The following is a 604-nucleotide window of genomic DNA, read 5'->3' as shown; positions in this document are numbered from 1 at the left end:
ATTAGAATGACGTACTTCTAAAACCACATTATTAAATCCGTCAACAGTTTATTTTAATTATCCGGTTTTATTTGTTTACCAGTTAGACCATCAATCGAAATCCCAACTCCGTCCGGGGTTGACGCCGCCGAACTGGTAATGTTCTGCGTTTCTTCTGCCCGTTTTGCTTCCTCCGGAGTATCATATTTATTATAATCATTCTCATCTGATTGTTGTTGTGGTTGTTGTGGTTGTTGCGGTTGTTGCGGTTTTGGTTGTGAAACTGGTTGTGCTTTTTCTACTTCAGTTTTTGGCGTAGTCTTTACTTTAATAATCTTAGTTTTATAAACTGGCGGAATTGTTTTTTTAGTATAATTATAAGTTGCCCAATTACTCCCAATTAAAACCAAGCCAACCAAAGACCACTTGATAATTTTTTTAAACATACTAATATCCTTCCTTAATTAAAATTATATTGTGAGGCGTATTTCCGCATAACTAATTTGATTAAGTTCTAACGGCGTACCGCGGCAACCCGTTCGTTCGCTTGGAATTCAGTATTTTCGTGCTTTTTAGCAATTAAAGAATTGACTAGAGTTCTTAATCTCATTAGAATGACGTACTT

The 604-nt window shown here is 35.8% G+C and carries 1 protein-coding gene; it reads right to left on the bottom strand.

Annotated elements, in window-relative coordinates; all coding sequences use genetic code 11:
- Positions 1–53: 53 nt before the first annotated feature.
- Positions 54–425 (bottom strand): hypothetical protein, encoded by a 372-nt coding sequence (locus FC87_RS06660; RefSeq protein ID WP_054690874.1) that lies wholly within the window; start codon positions 423–425, stop codon positions 54–56.
- Positions 426–604: the final 179 nt, after the last annotated feature.

The sequence above is a fragment of the Fructilactobacillus florum DSM 22689 = JCM 16035 genome, assembly GCF_001436645.1.
In the GTDB taxonomy this organism is placed as follows: Bacteria; Bacillota; Bacilli; order Lactobacillales; family Lactobacillaceae; genus Fructilactobacillus; species Fructilactobacillus florum.
This window is presented reverse-complemented; position numbering and strand designations above follow the sequence as displayed.